The following is a 20,081-nucleotide window of genomic DNA, read 5'->3' as shown; positions in this document are numbered from 1 at the left end:
CACCATGTCTGCAAGCGCGGCGCCACCCACCCTCGACGCGGTGGTCACCTCGGTGGCCACCAAGTTGATGGCCGCAACCGCGGCCACCTCTGCCCAGGTACACCAACAGGTACTGGCCGACCTCGTCGAGTACTTCGGCGTCGACGTCAGCTTCCTCCGTTACAACGACCACACGTTGCGCGCATCGCGGCTGGTCGCGGAATGGCCCGTCCGAACCGATATTCCGGACCCGGATCCCCTGGGGATCGTGTATTACGCCGACGCGGACCCGGTTTTTGCTCACAGCGAACACGCCAAACGGCCGATGGTCTTCCGTCCGGAACCGGCCACCGACGACTACCAGCGGCTCATCGAGGAGGGCCGCGCGATTCCCCAGACCTCGCTGGCGGCCGCACCATTGGTGTCCGGAGACGTGACGACCGGGGCGCTGGGTTTCGTCAAGTTCGGTGACCGCGAGTGGACCACCGAAGAACTCAACGCACTCGAAGCCATCACTTCGTTGATGGCTCAGGTACAGGCACGAGTGTTGGCCGAAGAACAGTTGCGCTATCTGGCCGAGCATGACGACCTGACGGGGTTGCACAACCGGCGTGCGCTGCTGGCCCACCTCGACGAGCGACTCACTCCCGGGAGTCCGGGACCGGTCGCGACGCTGTTCTTCGACCTGGACCGCCTCAAGGCGATCAACGACTACCTCGGACACACCGCTGGGGACTGGTTCATCCGGGTCCTGGCCGAACGACTCCGGCGGGAAGCCGCCGGCAATTGCCTCATCGCGCGTCTCGGCGGCGACGAGTTCGTCGTGGTTCCCGACGAACCGATGGACACGGCGACCGCAGAGGCACTCGCCTACCGGCTGCGCGACACGTTGAGCGAACGGGTCTCGATCGACGGAGAGATGCTGACACGGACTGCCAGCATCGGCGTCGCCCTGGGTGCGCCGGGACACGACAACACCTCAGATCTCCTGCGGCGCGCCGACCAGGCCGTGCTGACCGCCAAGAGTGCCGGCGGCAACATGGTTTCGGTGTTCAGTGAGGAGATGGCACTGAAGAGCGCGCTGCGCAACGACGTCGAGCTGCATCTTCAGAGCGTGATCGAGAACAGCGCGCTCGTCCTGCACTATCTGCCCGAGGTCGACATGCGTACCGGCGAGATCCTGGCCATAGAGGCCCTGGTCCGCTGGCAGCACCCGACGCGTGGGCTGCTCTCGCCGGAATCGTTCATCGGGGTGGCCGAGTCGATCAACCTCGCCGGCGAGCTGGGCCGGTGGGTGATGCGGACAGCTTGCGCCGAGTTCGCGAGCTGGCGTTCACGCGGCGTCGGTCAGCGAATCGTGTTGCGCCTCAACGTTTCACCGGTGCAGCTGGTGACCGACGGCTTCGTCGACACCGTTGCCGGCATCATCGCCGAGTTCGACATCGACCCCGAATCGGTGTGTCTGGAGATCACCGAGAGCGTGGTCGTTCAGGACATCGAGACCACTCGTGTCACGGTCGCCGGCTTGAAAGAAGCCGGGGTCCAGATCGCGATCGACGACTTCGGCACCGGCTACAGCGCACTGTCGCATTTGAAGTCCCTGCCGGTGGACACCCTCAAGATCGACCGCAGCTTTGTGCGCGAACTCGGTTCGGACCCCGGCGATCTCGCGATCGTGCGGGCGATCATCGCGCTCGCCGAGTCGTTCGGTCTGGAGTTGGTCGCCGAGGGAGTGGAGACCGAGGCTGCCGCCCTCACCTTGCTGCGGCACGGATGTCACCGAGCCCAGGGTTTCTTGTTGTCCCGCCCGATCGCCGGCGCCGCGATGGAGTCGTTACTGGCCAAGGGCCGGATTGCACTGAACTTCAGTACGTCTCATCGGCTGTAGGCGGCTCGAGCAGTTCCACCCGGCCGAACCGGCTACCCGCCCGCCCGACCAGGGCAGCCCGCAACTCACCAGTGGCGGGCGCGTGACCGGCCTCCCGTCGCGAGGTCTGGGCCTGCGGGCAGATGAGCACGCCGTGCCGGGAGCGGACCGAGTACGGGCCGTCCTCAGTGTCGAAGACCGCACCGGCAACCATGCCGGCGTCGAAGACCAGGCGCTGCAACCCCGCGACGGCGAATCGTTCGACGTCGCGTTCATCGGCCTCGACGGTGAGCCACTTGTGCAGCGCCTCAACACGATCGCCGCCGTCGGACGTCACCGTACCGATTTCGGCGACTTCCCACTCCTCTCCTCCGCTCAGCGCGAGGGTGGCGGTCGGCCAATCGGTCACCCGGGTGTAGAGAAACCCGGAGGGTGAACAGATGCACTGCGCGGCCCAATCGCGCATCCGGGATCCGACGAACGGCGGTACGGTGCGGCTGCCGCGGCCGCGGTCGGTCAGAATGGACCGGACAGGGAGATCGTCTTCGTCAAAGCCGAGTTGGGACGCGTCGAAGTCGGCAGTCAACTCCGCCAGGTAGGCGCGGGTGTGTTCGTCGGCGCAGTCCAGAGGCCACCACCGACGGTCCGACACTGTGACGGGCGGCTCGGCTACCAGGACTTCGGCGCCTTCGTCGACGGCGAAGACGGCGATCGACAGCCCGGCGATGCCCGCGCCGGTACAGACGACGTCGACTTCGTCGTCCCAGTCCATCTCCGCATCCACGGTTATTCGCCCCATCGTTGCCTGACCGCGGCCAGTTGCCGCGTTTCACAGCGTAGGGCACGGCGATACATGCATGAAAACGGGCAAACTCCAGGTTGCCACAGCGGTGATGGTCAATGAGGGGGTTTGCCATCACCGACTGTGGCAACCCACGGACGCTACCACTGAATTCGTCGCGACAGCGCGGCTCCAGCAGTGAGACATCCGCTGCGCACGCCGCGGTGTGATGACAGGCGCACCCGGGGTTCCCCACTTAACTAACTAGGTTTACTGTGTCTCTAGCTCACACGGGAGGGAACTTCATGGATCTGGAGTGGTCACCGGCGGACTCGGCGTTCCGCGACGAGGTGCGCGCGTTTCTCGAGGCCAAACTGACGCCCGAACTCCGCCGCGCGGGACGCCTCATGACCAGCGTGTACGCCGATCACGACGCCAGCATGCAATGGCAGGCCATTCTCCACGAACAAGGATGGGCGGCCCCGGCATGGCCCGTCGAGCACGGCGGCTGCGACTGGTCGTTGACCCAGCACTACATCTTCAGCCGCGAATCGACATTGGCCGGCGCGCCGTCGCTCTCGCCGATGGGAATCCGCATGGTGGCGCACGCCATCATCAAGTTCGGCACCGATGAGCAAAAGAAGTACTTCTTGCCCAGAATCCTGACCGGCGAGGTGTTCTTCTGTCAGGGTTACTCGGAGCCCGAAGCCGGATCCGACCTCGCCGCGCTGACGATGGCCGCCCGCGACGACGGTGACCACCTGGTGTGCACCGGCAGCAAAATCTGGACGACCCACGCTCGCGAAGCCAACTGGATGTTCGCGCTGGTGCGCACCACCCGCTCGGACAAGAAGCAGCGCGGCATCACGTTCATCCTCATCGAGATGGACAGCCCGGGCATCGAGATCCGGCCGCTGGTGATGACCTCCGGAGAAGAGGTACAGAACCAGGTCTTCTTCGACGAGGTGCGGGTGCCCAAGACCAACGTCCTCGGCGAGATCGACGACGGCTGGACCGTGGCCAAATACCTGCTGGAGTTCGAGCGCGGCGGAGGCGCGAACTCGCCCGCGCTGCAGGTGATGGCCGAGGAGATCGCCGCGGTCGCGGCCGACCAGCCGGGTCCTGACGGCGGCCGCCTGCTCGACGATCCAGCGTTCGCGCGCCGGCTCGCCGATGCGCGTCTGCGCACCGAGGTCCTCGAAATCCTCGAATACCAGGTGCTGGCCGTGGTGGCCGAGGGTGGGAATCCCGGTGCCAAATCTTCGATGCTCAAGGTGCTCAGCACCGAATTGAGCCAGACCATCACCGAACTGGCGATGGAAGCAGCCGGACCACGGGGGCGCGCATACCAGCCGCACGCCACCTTCCCGGGCGGGCCCATCGCCGACTTCGAGCCGCCGGCCGACGGTTACGTCACCGGCGAACCGTGGCAGGCGGTCGCACCGCTGCGCTACTTCAACGATCGAGCCGGGTCAATCTACGCCGGTAGCAACGAAATTCAGCGCAATATCCTGGCCAAGGCTGCTCTGGGGTTGTAGGGGACTGTAAATGGACTTCAAACTCAACGACGAACAAGAACTGCTCCGCAACGGGCTGACCAAGTTCCTGGCCACGCGGTACGACCTGGAAAGCAGCCGGGCAGCGGCCAAGACCGGCCCGGGCTGGCAGCCGGAGATCTGGCGTGCCTTCGCCGAGGAGCTCGGCATCCTCGGCGCCGCGCTGCCCGAGGAGTACGGCGGAATCGGCGGCGGCCCGGTCGAGATGATGCTCATCGCCGAGGCGCTCGGGCACGCACTGGTCGTCGAGCCCTACGTCGACACCGCGGTGGTGGCCGCCGGGCTGATCGAGCGTGCCGGCGGACCGGCCGCAGCCGATCTGCTCGAACAGATCGCCGGCGGCTCGGCCATCGTCACGCTGGCCGCGACCGAAGCCACCTCGGGAGACAACTGGCGCGACGTGCGCACCGTCGCCGAACGCGACGGCGATGAGTGGGTGCTGACGGGATCGAAGATCGTGTCCACCGCCACTCCGTTGGCCAGCCACGTACTGGTGACGGCGCGCACCGCAGGCGACCACACCGACAGCTCCGGCATCACGCTGTTCCTTCTCGATTTGTCCTCGGACACAACGGGACTCACGCGGCACGACTACCGCACCATCGATGATCGGCGCGCGTCGGACCTCGAGTTCGACCATGTCCGCGTACCGGGCTCAGCGCTGCTCGGCGAAGAGGGCGCCGCGTGGCCGTCGCTGGCACAGGCCCGCGACGAAGGTGCGGCCGCAGTGTGCGCCGAAGCGGTCGGGGCAATGCGAAAGGTGCTCGCCGACACCGTCGACTACTGCAAGCAACGCCAACAGTTCGGTCAACCCATCGGCAGCTTCCAGGTGTTGCAGCACCGCATGGTCGACATGTACATGGAGGTCGAGCAGGCTGCCGCGGCGGCGTTGCTGGCGGTGCTGAAACTGGACTCCGACACCGACACCCGGGCCCGCGCGGTGTCGGCGGCCAAGGCCACCATCGGACGCGCCGCGCGGTTCGTCGGTCAGCAGGCCGTCCAGCTACACGGCGGAATGGGGATGACCGAAGAGCTGGCCATCGGCCACTACTTCAAACGGTTGACCGCGCTGCAGCTCGAGTTCGGCTCCACCGACCACCACATCACGCGGTATGCACGGTTGACCACGGCCTGACCGGGCCGGCGTGCTGGGTGGCTCCCCTGTTCACCGTCGGGCCACGATGACCGGGATGCGCGCCGACTGGACGACTTCCGAGCTGACCGATCCGAGCAGCATGCCGGTGAAACCGCCGCGCCCGTGGCTGCCCACGACCAGCAGCTGCGCGTTTTCGGCCTCCTCGAGTAACGCGCGAGCGGGCTGGTCGCGCTTGACCACGCGGCGCACCCGGACATCCGGATAACGTTCCCGGTACCCGGCCAGCCGCTCGGCGAGCAACATGTCCTCCTCGGGTTGCACGTCACTCCACTCGGGGCCGGGCAGTTCGTAGCCGGCGTCGCGCCAAGTGTGCACCGCGACCAGTTCCACGCCTCGGCGCGAGGCGGCGTCGAACGCGATCGCGGTGGCGTGTTCGGATGCCGGCGAGCCGTCGATACCGACGACGACGGGTGCCTGATCGGGATGTGGGATGAGTGGGTCCTCGTCGTGGATCACCGCGATCGGGCACCGGCCGTGTTGGACCAATCCGGTGCTGACGGAGCCGAGTAACCGACGTCCCCACTTGCCCAGTCCTCGACTGCCGACCACCACCATGTCGGCTTGCTTGCTGATGTCGACCAGCTCCGGCACCGGTGGACCAGAGACGATGCGTTCCCCGACGGCGACGAGTTGTTCCCCGGTGGCGGCTCGGGCGTCCTGTGCGGCCGCCGACAGGTACTCCTGGCCGGCACGTCGCAAGTCCTCGTAGTAGTCCGCCGGTAGCGGCGCCTGAATCCAGGCCTGCATGACAGCGCCCGGCAGGACGTGCACCAGAGTCAGTGGGACGCCCCGCCGCGCTGCCTCCCGCGCTGCCCAGTCGACAGCCACGCGAGCCTCGGGCGATCCGTCGACTCCGACGGCGATTCCCAGGGGTGCCAGTGGAGTGGTCATGAGCGCGTCTCCTCACCGTGAACGGCAGCCTCGTCTTGTCGGTGGCGGGTCCGCCCGACAACTCGACGTTATCTCGCTGTCGGCAGGAGTGGAGAGAAGTCGGTCCCGGGGGCCGATGACAAAAGTCACCGCCGCAGGTGAACGGCCAACGGGCGGTGATCGCTGATCGCCAGCCGCGGGGTCTGGCAGTCCTCGGCGCGCAGCGCCGGGTCGTCGGTCAGCACGTGGTCCAACTGCTGAGTCGGGTCCTCGGTGGGAAAGGTCGGCGCCGTCGCCAGCGATCGAAGTCCCGAGTGGCGGCGCGCGGCCGCCGCGGACATGTTGAGGTCTCCGGTGACGATGCGGGGCCAGGGCAGGCCTCGCACGTCGCGCAGCAGGTGACGCAGCTGAATCCGGTTCCAGCCCGGCACGAAGGACAGGTGCGTGTTGACGACGGTGAGGTCACCCAGCGGAGTGTCGAACTGCCCGATCACCGCCGCGCGCGGCTCCTCGTCGATGACCTGGACACGTCCGGGGGCGCTGAGATACATCGGAAACCGGAAGGGGATGCGCGGAAGCCGGACGACCTGCCAGCTCAGTGCCGGATAACGCGACAGCAGCGCCACCCCGTAGGCGGCGGTGCCGGGCTGTTCCTCCCCGGTGGCGGCCATCCACGTCGCACCAGGCGTGCCGGCGATCGCGGCGACGAAGCGGTGGCTGCGCGCGCCCATCGCGTCGGCGGCCAGCGCGGTCAGATCGGCCAGGCCGGAACGCTCTTGAATGGAGTCGACTTCCTGCAGGGCGAGGATGTCGGCGTCGAGACCGGCCACGCACTCGGCGAAACGATCGAGGTCCACGTCCCCGCCGGGGGTGCGTCCGTGCAGGATGTTGAACGTCACCAACTTCATGGGTACACCACTACCCACCATGACCTGCGAACCCACGGTGGCACCGATCGCCCATGCGGATCTGCGCGCCGCGCTCAAACGCGCTGCCTCGGCGTTGAGCGAGGACGGTCCTCCTTTTGCGTTGGCCGGCAGCTACGCGCTGTGGGCCCACGGCGCGCCCGAACCCTCCCACGATGTGGATTTCGTGGTGGCCGAGCAAGACGTCGAGGCGGCCGCCACCACCTTGCTCAAAGCGGGATTCGACATTCGCCGGCCGCCCGAGCAGTGGTTGTTCAAGGCGGCGATGAGCCCCGACTCCCCCGCGGTCATCGACGTGCTGCACCAGATCAACCGCGTGCCGGTCGAGCCGTCGATGATCGAACGCGCACCGACGCGGGACGTGCTCGCGGTGTGCATGCCGGTGCTGCCGCCGACCGAGGTGATCCTGCAGAAGTTGCGGGCGATGCACGAACACCACTGCAACTTCGAGGCGCTGCTGCCTCTGGTGCGGGCCGTGCGGGAACAACTCGACTGGGAGCGGCTGCGCCGTGAGACCGAAGGCCACGCGTTCGCCGAAGCCTTCCTGCTGATCTGTGACCGGCTCTCGATCGGTTAGCCGTCGCTGGATTCGGTTGTCGCCGAACGTGCTTCGGCCTTCACCTGGTACATGGCCGCATCCGCATCGTGGAGTACCTCGGCCAGACTGCGCCGGTCGTCCTCGGCGACGACGGTGGCACCGACGCTGACGCCGATCCGCAGCAGCCGGGACCCGACCGAGATGTCGGCGGCCAGGGCGTCCTGCAGACGGGTCACGATGCCGTCGAGTTCGTCGGTACGCAGCGAACCGCGCAGCAGGACCAGGAATTCGTCGCCGCCGATGCGCGCCACGAGATCTTGCGCGCGGACCGCGGCGCGCATGCGTCGGGCCGCGACGCGCAGCACATCGTCGCCCGCGGGATGGCCGTGCTTGTCGTTGACGGCTTTCATGCCGTTGAGGTCGAGGAAGAGCACTGCGGCGAGCCGGTCGGAACCGGTGGCCACCAGTGCCGCCGCCGCGTGGTCGAGCGCATGCACGCGGTTCGGCAGGCCGGTGAGCCAGTCGTGGGTCGCCTCGTGCCGCAGCCGTTCGCGCGCGTCGTAGTGCTCGGTGATGTCGGTGAACGACAACATGACCGGGGAGGTATCCGGATTCTGAGGGTCGAGCAGACACCCGTTTCCGGTCACCCACGCGCGTCGACCGTCGAACCGGTCGACACCGATGACCTCGCCGACGATGCCCAGCCCGGTCTCGAGGATCCAACGTACGGGGTGCGCGTCGGCGCCGATCCACGCGCCTTGGGCGTCATACATCCGCAGAGCCAGTCCGCTGCTGCTGTGGTGCAGTCCCGTGAGATCGTGCGTGTTGCTGCCGAGGATGCGCCGGGCCGCCTCGTTGGTGAACTGGATCCGCCCGTCGCTGCCCATGATCATCACACCGACGTGCAGAAGATCGAGGACCGCGTACAGGTGGTCATCGGCTTCGTGTCGGTGGCCTGCCGTGTCCGTGGGCGCAGCGACACGCACATTCTGCTTCGGCGTCGAGACCGGTGCCGCGCAGACCACTTCGTAGAATCGGCCGTCCGCCCCGATCCGCAACGTCGAGACCGAGTGCAGGGACACCGTGGTGCCGTCGATGCGGCGCATCGTGACCTCGACGGGCTCCGAGACATCACCATCGGTGATCAAGGAATCCAGTCCGACGCGGACGCCGGCCAGGGACTGCGGGTCGACGAAATCGTCGATCGGACGACCGACGATCTGGTGCTGCGACGACATGCCCAAGGCGCGCACAGCAGCGGAGTTGACGTAGTGCACAATGCGACCGTCATGACGGCAGATCGGCGACAAACTGCCGTCAAGCAAACGCCGATACCGGTCTTCGGCAACGTCGGCATCGGCGTCGCCGGCTGCCCCCGGGGCGGGTGCTGAGATATTGGGCTGCACCGGCTATTGCCCTTCCGTTTCGACGGATGTGAAAAGCCGCAGGCACAGCCGTTGGTGAAGGACCTCCCCCCAAGTCCGTGGCCCGCACAGGCACATTACCAAGCCGAGCAAACACCTGAAGGGGGATCAGTCCGATCCGTTCGACTCCGCGGGCTCCAGACGACCTCGAAACCCGGCGACACCCCTCCGTGCGTGTTCCTGCACGGCCATCAGATCGTCCACATCGGTCATCACCGCCCGCAACGAGGTACGGGCCGCGGCGTCGGCGTACGCGTGCAGAACACTCCGGCTGGGTTCACCGGCGTGGTACCGGTACTGGCTTCCCTCATTGAGACTCAGTGCCGTCCTCGCGAATTCGGCGGGTGAGACGTCGATGAACTCTCCGGAGACGACGCCCTCGGCGATGATGTCGCGCAGTCTCGCGAACAGCTCGTCGTAGTCGTCTTGGAAGTCGCTGAACACCTCCGGCTGCTTCTTGGCCGCTTCCTCCAGATCGTAGAAATTCAGCGGCGCCGTGCACATCTGCACCACATCCTGGTACAGGACGATGTACAGCCGTACCGCCGCGGGTTCGGTGCGGTGTGACAGCACCCGCGCGGCCTCCAACGACACCCGGTTCTGGTTCATGATCCCGCGCAGGATCTCGTCTTTCGACTTGAACCAGTAGTACAGCGACGACTGCCCCAAGCCGGCTCGTCGCGCGATGGCGTCCATGCGGGTGGCGGCGAAACCGCGGGCGGCGAAGAGCTCTGCGGCTGCTTTGAGGATGTCCCCGCGAGGGTCGTCCGCGACGATGCCGCTTCGCCGCGGACGGCCTCCCTGCGACGGCGCTCTGGTCATGCGAAGATGGTAGGCCATGCGCCGGCCTGTCGTTGTCGCACTTGATGATTCGCGCTGTACGGCTACTCGGTGGCGGCGAACAACGCGTCGTAGTCGGAGGGTTCCTCGTCGATGATGCCGTACTGCACCACGGCGGCGCCGTAGTTGCGCAGGGCCTGACCGTCGTCCTCGGTGGGGAACTTCGGGAAGTTCACCTGATCGATGATCGCCGGGTCGATGCCCATCTCCGCGACAGCCACCTCGCCGACGCGGCCGGGGTTCTGTTCGGCGAACGCGTTGACTTCCTTCATCGCGTCCCGGAATTGCTTGACGGTCCCTGGGTTGGACTCGGCGAAGCTCTGTGACGTCGAGTAGTAACCACCCACCTGGTCGGGGAACGACTGGATCCCGGGAGCGACGATCTGCTTCCAGCCCTTGTTCAGCCCCGGCGTCCGGTGTGGTTCGGACACCCAGATCGCGTCGACGTCTCCGCGGGCGAGCGCTTCGCCCATGTCCGAGAACGGAAGTTGGGTCCAGGTGAGCCCCTCGTGGCTGACCCCGAGATTGTCGAAGGCTCGCCGGATGTGGACCTCCCCGATGTTCTGCAGCGTATTGACTGCGATGTTGGCGCCTTCCAGATCCTTGGGTTCGTCGATGCCGCTGTCGGGCAGGACCAACAGGCCGTGGTCGTCTTCGTCGAACTCGCAGCACGGCGCCCATGCCGGCTGCACCAGCCGGAGCGGGAGTCCCTGGTCGATGGCTGCGAGTTGGCTGACGGTGTTCGAGTAGCCGAACTGGTTCTCACCGCTGAGCACCGACGGGATCACCGCCGCTCCCCCGTCGGCGAAGTTGACCTTCACGTCGAGGCCGTGCTTGGCGAAGATCCCCTCCTCGATGCCGACGAACAACGGAGCGCTGAGCGTCGCGGGAATGGTCCCTATGTTGACGGTGGTCAGTCCTTCGTCGCTGGTGGCCGGTGCGGTGTTGTCGCCGCCACCGCAGGCGGTCAAGACCGCCGCAGCCGAGGCGAGGGCGCCCCAGCGCGCGAGTCGTGAGAGGTTTCTGATCATCGGGTTCTCCGATCGGTTGGGTGTCACACGGGCGGGTGTCAAAGGGATGCGAGAGCCGCGTCGTTGCGGACCATCTCGCGGATTCGGCTGAATACCTGGGCGCGTAGACACGCGAACTCGGGCAGTGACTTGGTCGCGATCTGGTCGCGAGGGCTGGGCAGGTCGATGTCGACGATCTCGGCGACACAACTCGGCGAGCGGGTGACGATCGCGACGCGGTTGCTCAGGTACACCGATTCGTCGACGTCGTGGGTCACGAACAGCACCGTGGTGCCGGTCTCGTCGCGTACTCGCAGCAGCAGGTCCTCGAGATCGGCACGGGTTTGCGCATCGACCGACGCGAACGGCTCGTCCATGATGAGGACCGCCGGGCGGTATGCGACCGCGCGGGCGATGGCGACGCGCTGCTGCATGCCGCCCGAGAGCTGGAACGGCTTCTTGTGTGCGGCGTCGGCGAGGCCCACCTCCTCGAGTGCCTGGGCCACGCGCGTGCGCCGTTCGGCGGTGCTGAGCCCCTTTTTCAGCAACGGCAGTTCGACGTTCTTCGCCACCGTGATCCACGGGTACAGCGATCGCGCGTAGTCCTGGAAGACCACCGCGAAGTTGGCCGGCGGACCGTCGACCCGCTGGTCTTGGAACGTCACCGAACCCGCCGTGGGCTGGTCCAGTCCGGCGATGCACCGCAGCAGCGTCGTCTTGCCTGCGCCGGACGGCCCGACGATGCTGAACAACTCGCCCTCCTGCACCGTGAAGGACATGTCGGCCACCGCGGTGAAGCCGCCGTCTTTCCCGGGGTAGGTCTTTTCGAGACTCGAGACGATGAGCACGGTCACTGCCTTTCGTTGAAAGTTCTGCGTTGGGGGTGAGGTCAGCGCGAATCGACCCGCCGTGGATCGCACCACCGCAGCAGGCGTCGTTCGGCCAGGGCGTAGAGCGCGGTCATGAGGAACCCGAGGATGCCCAGCGCCAGGATTCCCGACCACATGGTCTGTAACTGGAAGGTGGCTTGCGCCTGGGTGATGACGAAGCCCAAACCTTCTCGGGCGCCGACCATTTCGCTGGTGACCATGAGGATGAGGCTCAGCGGGATGGCGATCCGTACCCCGACCAGGATCCGTGGCAGCACCGCCGGGAGCACCACGTACAGCTGGCGCCGCACGCCGCGGATGTGGAATGCGCGCGCCGAGGCCACCATGGTTGCGTCGAGGCGACGCGCGCCGTCGGCGGTGCTGAGCAGGACCGGCCAGACACAGCCCAGGGCGATGAGGAAGACCTTCATCTCGGCACCGACCCCGAACAGCATCATCGCGAACGGGATCAGCGCGGTGCTGGGGATCGCGCGGGCGAACTCCAGCGTCGGTGACATCGTCTGCTCGACGATGGGCAGTTGCCCGATCAGGAGCCCCGCCGCCACGCCGACGATCACGGCGACGGCCAAGCCGGCACCCAGCGTCGTCAGACTGGCGGTGATGTTGGCCAGCCCCTCCGGTGTGGTCCAGTACTCGATAGCCTCTTCGAGGATCGCCGACAGCGCCGGGAAGTACGCGGTGTCGCTTCGCGCCGAGAGCACGAACCAGGCGCCGAGCGCGCCGACCGCACCGAGGCCGCCCAGTCCCGCGCGGCCACGCCGGGTCATCCATGCGGGGTTCGAGGCACTCATCGGGAGTCCACCGATCCCTGAGCCGCCAGCACACGGTTTTCGAGCCGACGCATGACGGCGTTCACCGCTATCCCGGCCAGGCCGCTGAGCGCGATGTAGGCGTACATGCGTGCCGGGTCTCCGGCCGAGCGCGACATCGTGATCTCGTGGCCGATGCCGGGCATCTGGATGATGATCTCGGCGGTCACCACGAGGATCAGCGTCGTGGAGGTTGCCAACCGGACAGCTGTGGTCAGGTACGGCAGCATGCTCGGCAGTTGGATCCAGCGGATCTGCTGCCAGGTGGTCAGATGGTAGGACCGAGCCGTCTCGAGTGCGACCGGATGTGCCGCGCGCACCCCGGCGATCGCCGGCACCAGAACCTGCCAGAAGGCCGCGAAGACCGCCAGGAACAGCGCGCTCTGCGAACCGGTCCCGATGGTGAGCACCACCAGCGGGATCAACGCGACCGACGGGACAGGGCGCAGGAACTCGATGACCGGTCGCAGCAGCGCTTCCAGCGGTGCGAGCAATCCGAGCGTGATTCCCGCCGCCGTGCCGGCGACCACCGCGATGAGCAGGGCCAGCAGCCAGGTGCTGGCGGTGTTCCACAACGCCGGGCCCAGCGCAGAGCCACTCAGCTCGGACGCGAATGACGAGGCGATCTCGGTAGCCGGCGGAAAATAGCCCGCCGGCAATGCGCCTGTGCGCGTGAGGATTTCCTGCAGTCCGAGCAGACCGACCAGGAACGCCACGGTCAGCGTGCGCCCGTCGAAGGCCAGCGACGGGAGTTGACGTATCCGCGGCAGCTGCAAGGCGGTCAGCGCGGTCATGATTCGAACTCCAGGTAGCGGTTGATCTGGAGGTTGCCGGCTCCGGAGCGGTACTCCTTGCGGGTGCGTTCGTAGTCGAAGTGCAGTCGGGAGTAGTCCACCATCTTGTTCGCGATCGGCATGCGTTCCTCCTGGAACTGCGCCAGTGCCGTGGCCACGTCGGTGTGCGCCTCGAGAGTCCGGGCGAGCAACTGCCCGTCGATGAGGGCCTGGTTGGCACCTTGGGCCATGCCCGGATACATCGGATGGGCCGCATCTCCGATCAGGACCGCGCGGCCGTCGGCCCACCGCGGAAGGTGGTCGCGGTAATGGGCGATCTCGCGGCCGATGATGGTGTCCGGTTCACTGGCGGCGATGATCCGCGGGACCGGGGTGGCGGTCCATGTGTCGTAGACGGCACGGAACTCCTCGAACGCGGACAGGCCGTGGATCGAGCCGTACCAGTACGCGTGAGTGGAATCGATGGGGATCCAACCGAAATGACCTGTCGCACCATAGACGTCGGCCTGCACATCGGACGGGACATCGGCACGGGCGGTCTCGAACACGCCACGCCACCGCACGATCTTCTCGTCGGTGAAAGTGGGCGCGCCGCCCAGCATGGCGTTGCGGATCCGGGACCCGATGCCGTCGGCGCCGAGCAGCACGTCACCCTCGGCGCTGCGTCCGTCCTCGAAGTGCACGGTGACCGTCTGGTCGCTCTGGGTGTAGCCGACCGCGGTGGTGTTGAACTGGATGTCGTGCGGATCGAGCGCGTCGGCGAGCATGGCGTTCAGACGCCGGCGCCGTGCGCCGGTGACCGGGGCGCCCAACTGGCCGGGCCAGTGGCTGACATCGGTGTCAGAGGTGAGTGTGCCGTCGCTGTCGAGCGTCCACCATCGCCGCATCTCGGCGGCAAACGACCGGAACTGCGCGCCCAGGCCCAGTCCGTCGAGGACCCGCACCCCGTTCGGCCAGATGTTGAGTCCGACGCCTGCGGTGCGCAGTTCGCTGTCGCTCTCGAACAGCTGGACCTTCCACCCGTGCTGCTTGAGGTGCAGGGCGGACGAGAGGCCCGCGACACCGCCACCGCAGATCAATGCTGTTGGCACGACTTGTCTTCCTTCCGATGTGTTCAAAGCAAGGCCGAATCCGGTTGCGCCTATTCGGCGTCCACGGCCGCGCCGCTCAATCGCTCGAGGGCTCTGAGCAGAGCGCTGTGATCGAGTCCGCCGTCGCCGGCGCTGCGCAGCGCCTGCACCAGCTGGGTGATGACGCCGGTGAGCGGTACGGCGATGCCGGCGGCTTCGGCGGCCGCCAGGGCGATCTTGAGATCTTTGTGGTGCAGGTCGATCCTGAAGCCGGGGGCGAAGTCGCGCGCCAGCATCTTCGGTGCCTTCACCTCGAGCACCTTGCTGGCCGCCAACCCGCCACCGAGCACGGTGAGCGCGGAGTCAACATCGACTCCGGTGCGCTGCAGCAGGGTGACCGCCTCGGCGACCAGCGCGATGTTTCCCGCCACGAGCATCTGGTTGGCGGCCTTGACCAGCTGGCCCGCTCCGACCGGCCCGACATGCACGAGGGTCGCGGCGACTGCGGCCAGAACGCCGGCGGCCCGCTGCACGGCCGGCCCGTCGCCGCCCATCATGACCGCGAGCGTGCCGGCGATCGCTCCGACGTCTCCACCGCTGACTGGTGCATCGACGAATGCGATGTCCTTCTCGGCCAGACGCTCGGCGATCGCCACCGCGGCGTCCGGCGAGATTGTGCTGCAGTCGATCACGAGCGCTCCGGACCGCAGCGTCGAGACCACCCCATCGGTGCCGAACAGCACCTCCTCCACGTCCGGGGAGTCGGGCAACATGGTGACGACGACATCCGACTTCTCCCCCACCTGGGCGGGACTGGTGCCGGCGACGGCCCCGCGGGCTTCCAGCTCGTCGACCTTGGCGCGGGAACGGTTGAAGGCGACAACCTGGTGGCCGGCGTCGAGAAGATGGCCGGCCATGGGCATGCCCATCACGCCGAGCCCGATGAATCCGATGTTCACGGCGGTCCCCCTCAGTATCCGAGTGCGAGATCGACGACGTTGCGGAATTCGCGTCCGGCGACCAGGCGCGTCAGGTTGTCGACGAACACATCGACCTGCCGGTCGCCCAGCAGTTGCGAGGCGTGCGAATCATGCGGCAGCACCATGGCTCCCGGCGCCTTCCACAGGGGGTCATCGGCCGGCAGCGGCTCGGTGACGTGACAGTCGATGAGCGCTCCGGACAGATGGCCCCGTTCCAGTGCCTCGGTCAGGGCGTCGGCGTCGTGGATCGCGCCGCGGGCGACGTTGGCCACCCAGCCACCGGGCTTCATCGCCGCCAGCGCCTTCGCGTCGATCAGTCCACGGGTGTCCGGTGTCAGGGGCGCGGCGATCACGAGGTAGTCGGATTCGCCGAGCGCGTCGTGCAATTGGGCGGTCGGAACCGTCTTGTCGAAGCCGTCGACGGCCTGTCCGCGGCGGTTGACCCCGATGGTGCGCATGCCCAGTACCCGCGCGATCGTCGCCGTTCTGCTACCGATGTTGCCGGTACCGAGCACAGTCATCGTGGAGCCTTCGAGCTCGCGGGCCGGCAGTTCCTTCCATTCCAGGGCTGCCTGATGCTCCCAGCGCTGCCGCAGCATCTTCGCGTGCGCGAGGATCCCGGCGATGACGGTCTCGGCAATGGCGTTGGCGGCCACGCCGGACGCGTTGGCCAGCACGACGCCTTCGGGCATGATCCCCACCAGGTGCTCGGCGCCGGCGCTCATGGACTGCAACAGCTTCAGCTCCGGGTTGAACAGCTGCTCGAGACCCGACATCTTCAAGATGCCCTGCTCGATCTCGATTTCCTTCTTCGAGCCGCTGGTCTCGACCATGATCGCGTGCGGGGGGCGTTGGGGCGGCCGTCCGGCGTTCAGTTCCGACACCGGGATGTGCTCCAGCCACACGTCGTCGGCGACAGCCGTGATCCTGTCCTTGTGCTCCGTGGTGAGCCAGATTCCTTCGTCGGGGTTCTCGGCGTTCTGTACCGCCTTGGGCAGACCCGCGACTACGACATTCAGTGACACTCGTGCTCCTGCTCGATCTCTCGGTGTTGTTGTCAAACGTGTTGTGGCGACGCCACGGCCATCAGTTCGCGCAGGCACGCATCGACCTCGCCCTGCTCGTGGTCACGAATCCCCGGACGGCCTGCCACATGTCCCAGCGGGGACGACAGCGGCCTGACCTCTCCGTCGGCGAGCCACGCTGCTTCGAGCACGTTCTCCCCGGCGGTGAAGTAGGTGTCGGTCAGTGACGGCATCAGAACCGTGCGTGCCGTGATGCGACCGAGGCGTTCCCGCAGCGCGTCGGGACTGCCGCCACCGTCGGCCGTACGCCACATCCGCAGCGCGGCCATCAGATCCCCGGCATGCATGGCCTGGTGATCCGCTCCCCAGCGTCGGACGACGTCAGCGGGACTGGTGTAGCCGAACTCCCGGTAGACCTCCTCGTCGAAGAACTGTGCGCAGTACGCCCAGCCCGCGTACACACGGCCGAACGTGTCGAGGCGCTGTCGCACCGCCGCCTCGTCGGTACGGTCGTCCCCACTCAGCGTCGCGGCAACCGAGTCGAGGAAGACCTGGTTGACCGGTGAACACCGGGCCGCCGAGCACAGCGCGAAAACCGTTGTGACGCAGTCCGGATATCGGGCCGCGAAGTCCAGCGCCTGCATTCCGCCCAGCGACCAACCGGCGGCCAGTCGTAGACGGCGAACGCCCAGCGCGTCGAGGACGAGTCTGGTCGCCTGCACGCTGTCGCCCAGCCGGACGTCGGGATATGCGCCGCCCCACGTCGACGGAGACGTCGACACCCCGCCGCCGAGATGGTTGACGACGATGACGAAGTGCTCGCCGGGATCCAGCGGCCGTCCCGGCCCGATCCACGGTTGGTAGCTGCGGTCGTCACCGGTGTAGTAGGTGAACAACAGCACCGCGTTGTCGCCGGAGGCCGACAACGCTCCGTATGTCCGGTAAGTGATCTGCGCGTCGGTCAGTTCACCACCGACCTCCAGTGAAATTCGCGGCAGGCACAGCTCTCTGCGCTGGCCGCCCGGTTCGGTCGCCATAGTCCCTGCTTGTCGTGGGGTGGAGTGCTCAGAAGAACTTGAGGTAGCGGTCGCGTTCCCAGTTGGTGACCGCCGTGGCGTAGGACGTCCACTCGCTGCGTTTGTAGTCGATGAACGACTGCCAGAGCTTCTCGCCGCACACCTCTTTGGTGAACGGGTCGGCTTCGAACGCATCGACGGCCTCGTCCAGCGTCCGCGGTAGCAGAGACAGACCGCGTTGCTGGTACTCGGAAGGGTCGACCTCGTAGAGATTCTCGGTGTGGAACTGCTCCAATTCGAGCTTCTCGCGCACCCCTTCCAGACCGGCAGCGAGCAGCAGGGCGCCGGCGAGGTGAGGGTTGGCCGCGGAGTCCACCGCACGGCACTCGACGCGGCCGCCACCGAGCGGGATGCGCAGCATGTTGGTTCGGTTGTTGTCACCGCAGGTGGCAAAAATCGGTGCCCAGGTCGACCCGGACATGCTGCCCTGCCGTACCAGTCGCTTGTAGCTGTTGACCGTGGGAGCGATGACCGCACAGATCGCAGCGGCGTGCCGCAGGATCCCGGCCGCGAAATGGTAGCCGATCTCGCTGAGCCCCGCGGCGCGCGGATCGTCGTCGCACTCAAAGAGATTGGTACCGGTGTCCAGGCCTGCCAGGGACATGTTGAAGTGCGCACCTGAGCCGGTGCGGTCGGCGAACGGCTTCGGCATGAAGGAGACGAAGGCACCGTGCTTGCGGGCCACCTCGTTGGCCATCATCCTGAAGAAGGCGACACGGTCGGCCATCGACAGTCCGTCGGCGTAGGCGAAGTCGATCTCGAACTGGCCCTGGGCATCTTCGTGGTCGAACGAGTAGACGTCCCAACCGAGTTCGTTCATGTGGGCGACAAGCTCGTCCATCCACTCCATGTTGTCCAGGAGTGTGGGTACCGCGTAACACGGTTTGTCCAGGGTGTCCCGCTCACTGAGGGCGCTCGGACCGTCCGGACCGTCCTGCAGGACGAAGAACTCGGTCTCGACGCCGAGGTTGAACCGATAACCCATGCTTTCGGCGGCTTTCACCTGCCGCCCCAGCACGTTTCGTGTCGAGGCCTCGAACGGTTCTCCGCCGACGTAGAGATCGGAGAGGAACAGCGCGACATCTTTACGCCATGGCAGGACGAAACCGCGGTCGAGGTCGGGATGCGCCGACAGTTCCTCGTCGCTGACGTCCTGGGGCAACCCGTCGAGGGCGGCGCCGGTGAACAACTCCGAGCCCTTCGACATCTGCAGGAAGTGGTCGATCGGCACCATCTTGCCCTTGATGTTGCCGTGCAGGTCGGTGTAGCCGGCGATGCTGTACCGGACGCCGTCCTCTTTCAACTGCTTGGCCATGACCTCGACCTCAGCTGTGTCGCGCGCCATCGTGTCGACCCCTCATTCCCTAGTTTCGATCAGTTATCGAAACCCTAGGAACGAGTTATTTCCCAGTCGTGGCCCTCATGTAAAAACGAGATTTCCGGTCTGCAGTGTCGATTGGCTCCGCGACATCGCATCCACGCACGTGAGATCCCGAAACCTCGTCGTCACAGGCGATTTCGGCGGACCGGTCAGAGAACCGTCAGCTCACCATGAGACTGATCAACTCGTAGGCCAGGTTCGCGGCGGCCACGGCAGTGACCTCGGCGTGGTCGTAGGACGGCGCCACCTCCACCACGTCGGCGCCCACGATGTCGAGCGCGCGCATCGCGCGCAGCACCGCCACCAGCTCACGGCTGGTCATGCCGCCGATCTCCGGGGTGCCCGTGCCCGGCGCGAAAGCCGGGTCCAGCACGTCGATGTCGATGGATACGTAAACCGGGTGGCTGCCTACGCGCTGCAGCACACGCTCGACGACCCCGTCGACGCCGATGCGGTCGATGTCGCGGCAGTGCACGGCGGTGAACCCGAGTTCGGCGTCGTCGAGGAGGTCGGCCGCGTCATACAGCGAGCCGCGGATACCGACGTGGGCGGAATGTCCCTTGACGATCAGGCCCTGCTCGGAGGCTCGGCGGAACGGGGTGCCGTGGGTACAGGGGGCGCCGAAGTAGGTGTCCCAGGTGTCGAGGTGGGCGTCGAAGTGCACCAGCGCCACGGGCCCGTGCAATTCGTTGACGGCCTGCAACGCCGGCAGCGCGATGGTGTGGTCGCCGCCGAGGAGGACGAAACGCTGTTCCGGACGGGTGACCACGCCGAGGATGCCGTCTCTGATCTGATCGACGGCGGCGGTGATGTCGAACGGGTTGGCGGCGACGTCCCCGGCGTCGACCACCTGGGCGGTCGCGAACGGAGATACCTCCAGTGCCGGGTTGTACGGCTTGAGCAGTCGGGACGCCTGCCGGATGGCGGCCGGGCCGAAGCGCGCTCCGGGCCGGTAGGTCACACCGCTGTCGAAGGGCACACCGAGCACGGCGATGTCGTGGTCGGAGACCTCGTGGCGTTGTGGGAGGCGGGCGAACGTACCGAATCCGGCATAGCGCGGCACCTGTTGGGCGTCGATCTGTCCGAGCACACCCGATGCCGACTGCATT

General features: G+C 66.7%; 19 protein-coding genes. 4 read left to right on the top strand and 15 right to left on the bottom strand.

Annotated features, from left to right (window positions below):
* Positions 1-4 precede the first annotated feature (4 nt).
* Positions 5-1,867, top strand: coding sequence for a putative bifunctional diguanylate cyclase/phosphodiesterase (locus ACQI46_RS13245; RefSeq protein ID WP_427094449.1), 1,863 nt, complete (start codon positions 5-7; stop codon positions 1,865-1,867).
* Here ACQI46_RS13245 and ACQI46_RS13240 read toward each other — a convergent pair.
* Entirely contained in the window at positions 1,845-2,630 is a 786-nt protein-coding gene (locus ACQI46_RS13240; protein ID WP_427094448.1) for a hypothetical protein, read from the bottom strand. The two genes, ACQI46_RS13245 and ACQI46_RS13240, sit on opposite strands and share 23 nt — an antisense overlap.
* A 302-nt stretch (positions 2,631-2,932) precedes the next feature.
* Here ACQI46_RS13240 and ACQI46_RS13235 point away from each other — a divergent pair, with 302 nt between their 5' ends.
* Together ACQI46_RS13235 and ACQI46_RS13230 are read left to right on the top strand one after the other, a co-directional pair.
* Positions 2,933-4,165 carry an acyl-CoA dehydrogenase family protein gene (locus ACQI46_RS13235; protein WP_427094447.1) on the top strand — a complete coding sequence of 411 codons (1,233 nt, stop codon included), beginning with the start codon at positions 2,933-2,935 and terminating at the stop codon, positions 4,163-4,165.
* Between the two features lie 10 nt (positions 4,166-4,175).
* Entirely contained in the window at positions 4,176-5,318 is a 1,143-nt protein-coding gene (locus ACQI46_RS13230) for an acyl-CoA dehydrogenase family protein (protein WP_427094446.1), read from the top strand.
* Between the two features lie 30 nt (positions 5,319-5,348).
* Here the strand turns inward: ACQI46_RS13230 and ACQI46_RS13225 are convergent, their stop codons facing one another.
* Together ACQI46_RS13225 and ACQI46_RS13220 are read right to left on the bottom strand one after the other, a co-directional pair.
* On the bottom strand, positions 5,349-6,230 hold the full coding sequence (locus ACQI46_RS13225; RefSeq protein WP_427094445.1) for a universal stress protein: 882 nt from the start codon (positions 6,228-6,230) through the stop codon (positions 5,349-5,351).
* A 125-nt stretch (positions 6,231-6,355) separates the two neighbouring features.
* Positions 6,356-7,117, bottom strand: coding sequence for an endonuclease/exonuclease/phosphatase family protein (locus tag ACQI46_RS13220; RefSeq protein WP_427094444.1), 762 nt, complete (start codon positions 7,115-7,117; stop codon positions 6,356-6,358).
* A 19-nt stretch (positions 7,118-7,136) separates the two neighbouring features.
* On the opposite strand from ACQI46_RS13220, the gene ACQI46_RS13215 reads away from it, so the two are divergent.
* Complete coding sequence (locus tag ACQI46_RS13215) at positions 7,137-7,712, top strand: hypothetical protein (protein WP_427094526.1); 576 nt, start codon at positions 7,137-7,139, stop codon at positions 7,710-7,712.
* Here the strand turns inward: ACQI46_RS13215 and ACQI46_RS13210 are convergent.
* From ACQI46_RS13210 to speB, 12 genes are all read right to left on the bottom strand, one after another.
* Positions 7,709-9,079, bottom strand: coding sequence for a diguanylate cyclase domain-containing protein (locus tag ACQI46_RS13210; protein ID WP_427094443.1), 1,371 nt, complete (start codon positions 9,077-9,079; stop codon positions 7,709-7,711). The two genes, ACQI46_RS13215 and ACQI46_RS13210, sit on opposite strands and share 4 nt — an antisense overlap.
* Before the next feature lie 126 nt (positions 9,080-9,205).
* A complete protein-coding gene (locus ACQI46_RS13205; protein WP_427094442.1) occupies positions 9,206-9,919 on the bottom strand; it encodes a TetR/AcrR family transcriptional regulator in 714 nt (237 codons plus the stop codon).
* Positions 9,920-9,981: 62 nt separating this feature from the next.
* Entirely contained in the window at positions 9,982-10,968 is a 987-nt protein-coding gene (locus ACQI46_RS13200) for an ABC transporter substrate-binding protein (RefSeq protein WP_427094441.1), read from the bottom strand.
* 38 nt (positions 10,969-11,006) lie between these two features.
* A complete protein-coding gene (locus ACQI46_RS13195) occupies positions 11,007-11,795 on the bottom strand; it encodes an ABC transporter ATP-binding protein (protein ID WP_427094525.1) in 789 nt (262 codons plus the stop codon).
* A 41-nt stretch (positions 11,796-11,836) separates the two neighbouring features.
* A complete protein-coding gene (locus ACQI46_RS13190) occupies positions 11,837-12,628 on the bottom strand; it encodes an ABC transporter permease (protein WP_427094440.1) in 792 nt (263 codons plus the stop codon).
* The gene (locus ACQI46_RS13185; protein WP_427094439.1) at positions 12,625-13,440 is read right to left on the bottom strand and encodes an ABC transporter permease; all 816 of its coding nucleotides are present in this window, start codon (positions 13,438-13,440) and stop codon (positions 12,625-12,627) included. Before ACQI46_RS13185 ends, ACQI46_RS13190 begins: the two co-directional genes overlap by 4 nt.
* Positions 13,437-14,531: an FAD-dependent oxidoreductase gene (locus ACQI46_RS13180; RefSeq protein WP_427094438.1), complete on the bottom strand. Its 1,095-nt coding sequence runs from the start codon at positions 14,529-14,531 to the stop codon at positions 13,437-13,439. The genes ACQI46_RS13185 and ACQI46_RS13180 overlap by 4 nt, the downstream gene beginning before the upstream one ends.
* A gap of 50 nt (positions 14,532-14,581) precedes the next feature.
* Positions 14,582-15,469 (bottom strand): 2-hydroxy-3-oxopropionate reductase, encoded by an 888-nt coding sequence (locus ACQI46_RS13175; protein ID WP_427094437.1) that lies wholly within the window; start codon positions 15,467-15,469, stop codon positions 14,582-14,584.
* Positions 15,470-15,480: 11 nt separating this feature from the next.
* Entirely contained in the window at positions 15,481-16,515 is a 1,035-nt protein-coding gene (locus tag ACQI46_RS13170; protein ID WP_427094436.1) for a D-2-hydroxyacid dehydrogenase, read from the bottom strand.
* 32 nt (positions 16,516-16,547) lie between these two features.
* Positions 16,548-17,552, bottom strand: a complete 1,005-nt coding sequence (locus ACQI46_RS13165) for an alpha/beta fold hydrolase (protein ID WP_427094435.1) — start codon at positions 17,550-17,552, stop codon at positions 16,548-16,550.
* 28 nt (positions 17,553-17,580) lie between these two features.
* On the bottom strand, positions 17,581-18,936 hold the full coding sequence (gene glnT, locus ACQI46_RS13160) for a type III glutamate--ammonia ligase (protein ID WP_427094434.1): 1,356 nt from the start codon (positions 18,934-18,936) through the stop codon (positions 17,581-17,583).
* Between the two features lie 196 nt (positions 18,937-19,132).
* Positions 19,133-20,080: an agmatinase gene (speB, locus tag ACQI46_RS13155; protein WP_427094524.1), complete on the bottom strand. Its 948-nt coding sequence runs from the start codon at positions 20,078-20,080 to the stop codon at positions 19,133-19,135.
* Between the last annotated feature and the right edge of the window lies 1 nt (position 20,081).

It is taken from the genome of Mycobacterium sp. SMC-4 (assembly GCF_050205565.1).
GTDB lineage: Bacteria > Actinomycetota > Actinomycetes > Mycobacteriales > Mycobacteriaceae > Mycobacterium.
Note: the sequence above shows the minus strand (reverse complement) of the source record. Positions and strands in the feature narration are given on the sequence as shown.